Raw genomic sequence first — 5186 nt, 5'->3', positions numbered from 1 at the left:
CGATAGCCAGGAAAATGACAAGAATAGGTATGCCAAGGCGCGATGAAAATGAACTTAATAAAATGCTGAAGGTTACCAGGATGGAACCCAGAATGAAAAGACTGATTATCGCTGTGGCACTCAATGTCGTCTTACTCCCACCTCAATGTGAACGCTGTTATTAAAACCCTAACATATTAACAACTGTATCTGCGTTTTATTGAGGGGGAATAACGGCTTTTTTATGCCTTTAAGACCGGATGACCGCTGATTGTTAACCGACTGCCTGAATTACCGTGTGCAAGGTGCGCCTGGGCACCCAGTGGCAAGGTAACGGTTTGCTGCTCATGGCCGAAATTCAGACCGGCGATCACCGGAATATCCAGCCGGGAACGAATGAAATCGACCATCGTCTCCAGCGTGTAGCCCGCGTCGTAATCGTTGGGGGCTGACCCGCTGAAACTGCCCAGCACAATGGCCGACTGCCGATCCAGGATCCCGGCGTGATAAAGCTGTAACAGCATGCGTTCGACGCGGAACGGGTGTTCGTTGATATCTTCCAGCACCAGAATGCCGTCCTCGATCTGCGGCAGCCACGGTGTCCCAATCAGCGATACCAGCATCGCGAGGTTTCCGCCCCACAGCTGCCCTTCACATTCCCAGTGCGGTCCGTTGCCTTGCCACGCGACGGTAAACGTCGGGTTTTGCAGGGCGCGCCAGAAATGGTCCTGCGTAAACGCATCCAGCTCCGGCGCACCAAAGTTGCCGGCCAGCATCGGGCCGCTAAAGGTAATGACGTTATGCAACGCCAGCAGGCCGAGCTGGATCGCCGTGAAATCGCTGTGTCCGCAGATTAACAGCGGATCCTGCTGCTGGCGTGCGGCCAGCCCGGCCCAGTCGATGCTCTCCAGCAGTCGGCTTGCGCCATAGCCGCCGCGCACGGCCAGCACAATAGTGTTTTCACCTTCCAGCGTCGCCAGGCTGTTGATATCGCTCAGTCTCTGCGCCTCCGTACCGGCAAAACGCTGCATGCGGCGGGGGATAATTGTCTGATTTTCTACCTGATGGCCCATTTCCAGCAGGCGCTGAACGCCCCGCTGTGCCGCCTCCTGGTTGATGCAGTAGCCCGACGGTGCGATGAGATGAAACTGAGGCATGGCAATTCCTTGCTGAATGAGAATCTAATTGTCTATATCATGCCGCTTATACGCCGCCTGCTTCAAGGGGCGACGTACCGCGATGACCGGCTATAAGGATAGATGACGTGAAATTGAGATGGTTTGCTTTTTTGATTGTGTTGCTCGCTGGCTGTAGTTCAAAACATGATTATAAAAATCCCCCCTGGAATCCTGAAGTCCCGGTAAAGCGGGCCATGCAGTGGATGCCGATCAGCGAACAAGCCGGGAAGGCCTGGGGCGTGAGCCCGCGCCTGATCACCGCGATCATCGCCGTGGAGTCCGGCGGTAACCCGACGCTGGTGAGTAAATCGAATGCGGTGGGGCTGATGCAGTTAAAAGCCTCTACGGCGGGAAGAGAGGTCTATCGCTACATGGGCTGGAAGGGACAGCCATCCACCAGCGAGCTGAAAAACCCGGAACGTAATATCTCTATGGGAACCGCTTACCTGAGCATTCTGGAGCATGGCATTCTGAAGGGGATTGACGATCCGGAAGTGATGCAATATGCGCTGGTGGTGTCGTACGTTAACGGAGCTGGCGCGCTGCTCCGAACCTTCTCATCCGATCGCAAAGAGGCGATAGAAGAGATTAACGATATGGATAAAGATGAATTCTTCGAACACGTTGTGAAGAATCATCCATCAGCACAGGCTCCACGTTATATCTGGAAAGTACAGAAAGCAATGGACGCCATGTAACGTCTTTGTCGGGCGGCAGCACGCTGCCCGACGCCTTTCAGCGCACTTTATTCGCGCGTTCCCGCGCTTCACGCTCCAGTGAAAAAATGATGCGCTGTAGTTCGCGCTCGGCGCCTGGCCCGACATTCAGAAAGCGAAAACTCAGTCGCGGCGTGGTAATGGTTTCGTTTTTGCCGTCCACCACCTTGCGCTCGCTGATGGCAATCAGCTGGGCGTCAAACCAGAAGCGTCCCCATCCGCCCATATCCAGCTCGATCTGACTAAAACGCATACCTTCCACCAGCCCTTCCGGCTTCGGCATATCCATCAACGCTCCCATGCCGCCCAGCGACAGGTCAAAGAGACGAAAGCGGATCTCTTTTTTGTCCGGCATTTTTGCCTTACAGAAGTAGGCCGGGTGAAGCGGGGCGCTGATGCGAAAATACTCGCGGCGCTGCACGAACCAGAGATTAGCGGGCAGGGGGGTGATAAACGCAGGCAAACCCTGGTACACGATCGTGGTCAGGCGAGGCAGTATAAACTCGACTTTAGCCCCCTGCGTTTCGGCCATCACCGAGAGGTTTTCTGCCTGTAGCGCGGCACGGTTTTCATCGCTCTGGCTACCCAGATCCACGATCAGGTGTTCTGCCGTCACGTCCAGGATCTTGCTGATAAACTGGCTGGTTGACCAGTTGATGCGCAGCGGCACCTCGCCCTTTTTCAGGTCGCGTAACACCCCTAATACAGCCAGCGGATTTTGTTTCAGGAACTGCTCACTGTAGCTACTCACGCCAGATGGCTCCTCGATAGATGACAGACTGTCTCTGGGTTATCGGCACGCTGGCATGAAACTTAATACAAACGATCTGTTTTTCTCCGCTGATATTGATTCGGTAATAAAAATGATAATAATTGTCGTTCCCAATATCATCTAATAATAAGACGACACTATGAGCACCTCACGTTTTGCGTTATGCGCGTTGGCAGGCGCCGTTACGCTGGCATTGCAGACACAGGCTTTCGCAGAAGAACCCACCATCGTGGTAACCGGTACAGAGCAGGGCAGCGCGCTCCCTGCCTGGACCAATAGCGCCACGAAATCAGCCGTCGCGGAAAGTAAAACGCCGCAGGTGATCAACACCATCGCCGCTAAAGAGATTGAGCAGCGGCACGCCAGTTCGGTAAACGAGATCCTGCGCTATGCGCCGGGCGTTTCCACGGAGGTGCGCGGGAGCACCTCTTACATGAGCGAGTACAAAATCCGCGGGTTCAACGTTGATCAGGAGTTCTACAACGGCCTGCAACTTCCCTATAACGTCACCGGGAACACCAAAGCGCGAATCGATCCGCTGCTGATTGAGAGCGTCGATATCCTGAAGGGGCCGTCATCCGTGCTGTATGGCGGCGGCTCCCCGGGCGGGCTGGTCAATATTCAGAGTAAAAAGCCGCAGAAAGAGGCGAAAACGGAACTGGGCTTTAATACCGGAAACCGCAATCTGAAAGAGGGGTACCTGGATTCCACGGGGCAGATCGCGAACAGCGACTGGAACTATCGTCTGCTGGGCAAAGCGACGGAAAGTGACGAACAGGCGCACACCACGCGGTATGAAAACTATCTGGTGGCCCCCTCCGTGACCTGGCAGCCGGATGACAAAACGCGCCTGACCATTGACGCGCTGGCGCAAAATACGCCGAGCCTGACGCCGTCTGATCCGATGCCGCTAAGCTATCTGCGGTCTAAATACGCCGATCGTCGTGACTATGCCGGGGATGAGTGGAGCGGCTTCAAACAGCGCCAGTGGATGATGGGCTACAGCTTTGAGCATGAGTTTGACAGTGGCTGGGGCTTTAACCAGAAAGCGCGCTACTTTGACGTGGATACCCACCAGCGCAGCGCCTATTCCACCGGGACGGGCAGCGAGGTCTACCAGCTTAACCGCTTCGCCTATACCACGGATGAAGATTTGCAGAGCTTCAACATTGATAACCAGGTTACCCGAACCGTCGCGCTGGGGGACTGGCAACATCATCTGCTGGCGGGCTTTGACTACCAGAAGCTGAACTCTCACTTCCATTATCGTTACGCCTCGTCCACACCGGGTATCGATATGCGCAATCCGGATCACTCGCAGATCGATAACGATGCGCTGGGGCTTGAAACAGCGCAGAAAAACCGTCTCGGCTATCAGCAGAATGGCTATTACCTTCAGGATCAGATTGCGTTTGGCGGGCTTAACGTGCTGGCCAGCCTGCGCTTTGACGACTACCGTTCCGTCACCACCAACTATCTGCAAAACGGTGACAAAGCCTGGGTATCGCAAGATCGCCTCACCAAACGACTGGGGGCGCTTTATGCCTTCGAAAATGGTCTCTCGCCGTTTATCAGCTATTCGGAAGGCTTCGCACCGGTATCGCCGCAGGGTACGCTGACCGCGAAAGACGTTAAGCCCACCACCAGTAAGCAGGTGGAGGGTGGGGTGAAATATCTGCTGGCGGAATATGCAACTACCTTCACCGCCTCGGTGTTTAACATTCGTCAGAAAAATGTGGTGACCAGCGATCCGGGCTTACTCAACTACCGCCAGACCGGGGAAGTGGAATCGAAAGGCGCGGAGCTTTCCGCTATTAGTCGTCCAACGGATAACCTGACGCTGATTGCTAATTATGCCTACACCCACGCCATCAATACCGAAGATGACAAGTACCAGGGCAAACGACCGACGCAGGTCCCTGAGAACGCCTTTAATCTGTGGGGAGATTACACCTTTGACAGCACGCCGCTGAGAGGGTTAACGCTGGGGGCTGGTGCACGCTACACCGGGCCGATGGAGATCTCGCCAGCCAATGATGCAGGCAAGCTGGGCGGTACGACGCAGTACGATCTGGCGGCATCTTACCGCATGGGCGAACTGGCGCCATCGCTGGAGGGGCTGACGCTGAAAGCGAGCGCGCAGAACGTCACCAACAAAGAGACGCTCACCTGCTATGACGCGACCAACTGCTGGATAGGCCGCGACCGCACCTTCCAGGTCGGGGCGAGCTACAGCTTCTGAAAAAAGCCCGGTGGCGCTACCGCACTGAACAGTCCCCTCGCCCCTTTGGGGAGAGGGTTAGGGTGAAGGGCGCTACTGCGCCGCCTGTTTAGCAGGTGCAACATCATCGTTTGCCGCAGGCTGATTCTCCGGTACGCTGTCGCACGGCTTCTCTTTCGGGCAGACCATGTCCAGCATCCTGAGCGTCACACCGTTACTCCAGCCGAAACCGTCCTGCAACGGATACTCACCGCCGCCACCGCCGGTACCTGTCGAAGAGACATCGTACTTCTCAACCAGTTTCTTCTCGCGATCGTAGG

The 5186-nt window shown here is 55.6% G+C and carries 6 protein-coding genes; 2 read left to right on the top strand and 4 right to left on the bottom strand.

Annotated features, from left to right (window positions below; all coding sequences use genetic code 11):
• Both HP459_RS23600 and ldcA read right to left on the bottom strand, forming a co-directional pair.
• A partial coding sequence (locus tag HP459_RS23600) for a hypothetical protein (RefSeq protein ID WP_253939667.1) occupies positions 1 to 124 on the bottom strand: 124 nt, incomplete at its 3' end.
• 97 nt (positions 125 to 221) lie between these two features.
• Positions 222 to 1136, bottom strand: coding sequence for a muramoyltetrapeptide carboxypeptidase (gene ldcA, locus HP459_RS21125; protein ID WP_023306464.1), 915 nt, complete (start codon positions 1134 to 1136; stop codon positions 222 to 224).
• A 107-nt stretch (positions 1137 to 1243) separates the two neighbouring features.
• On the opposite strand from ldcA, the gene emtA reads away from it, so the two are divergent.
• Positions 1244 to 1855 (top strand): membrane-bound lytic murein transglycosylase EmtA, encoded by a 612-nt coding sequence (gene emtA / locus HP459_RS21120; protein WP_022648424.1) that lies wholly within the window; start codon positions 1244 to 1246, stop codon positions 1853 to 1855.
• Between the two features lie 37 nt (positions 1856 to 1892).
• Here emtA and HP459_RS21115 read toward each other — a convergent pair whose 3' ends face one another.
• Positions 1893 to 2624, bottom strand: coding sequence for a flagellar brake protein (locus HP459_RS21115; RefSeq protein WP_022648423.1), 732 nt, complete (start codon positions 2622 to 2624; stop codon positions 1893 to 1895).
• A 160-nt stretch (positions 2625 to 2784) separates the two neighbouring features.
• Here HP459_RS21115 and HP459_RS21110 point away from each other — a divergent pair, with 160 nt between their 5' ends.
• Positions 2785 to 4887, top strand: a complete 2103-nt coding sequence (locus HP459_RS21110) for a TonB-dependent siderophore receptor (RefSeq protein WP_171936788.1) — start codon at positions 2785 to 2787, stop codon at positions 4885 to 4887.
• Positions 4888 to 4959: 72 nt separating this feature from the next.
• On the opposite strand, the gene HP459_RS21105 is transcribed toward HP459_RS21110, so the two are convergent.
• Positions 4960 to 5186 (bottom strand): trehalase family glycosidase (locus HP459_RS21105; RefSeq protein ID WP_301541004.1); only part of this gene is annotated, 227 nt, incomplete at its 5' end.

The sequence above is a fragment of the Enterobacter sp. CM29 genome, assembly GCF_013179605.1.
Classification (GTDB): Bacteria; Pseudomonadota; Gammaproteobacteria; order Enterobacterales; family Enterobacteriaceae; genus Enterobacter; species Enterobacter intestinihominis.
The sequence above is the reverse complement of the archived record's forward strand: the minus strand, read 5'-3'. Positions and strand labels throughout refer to the sequence as shown.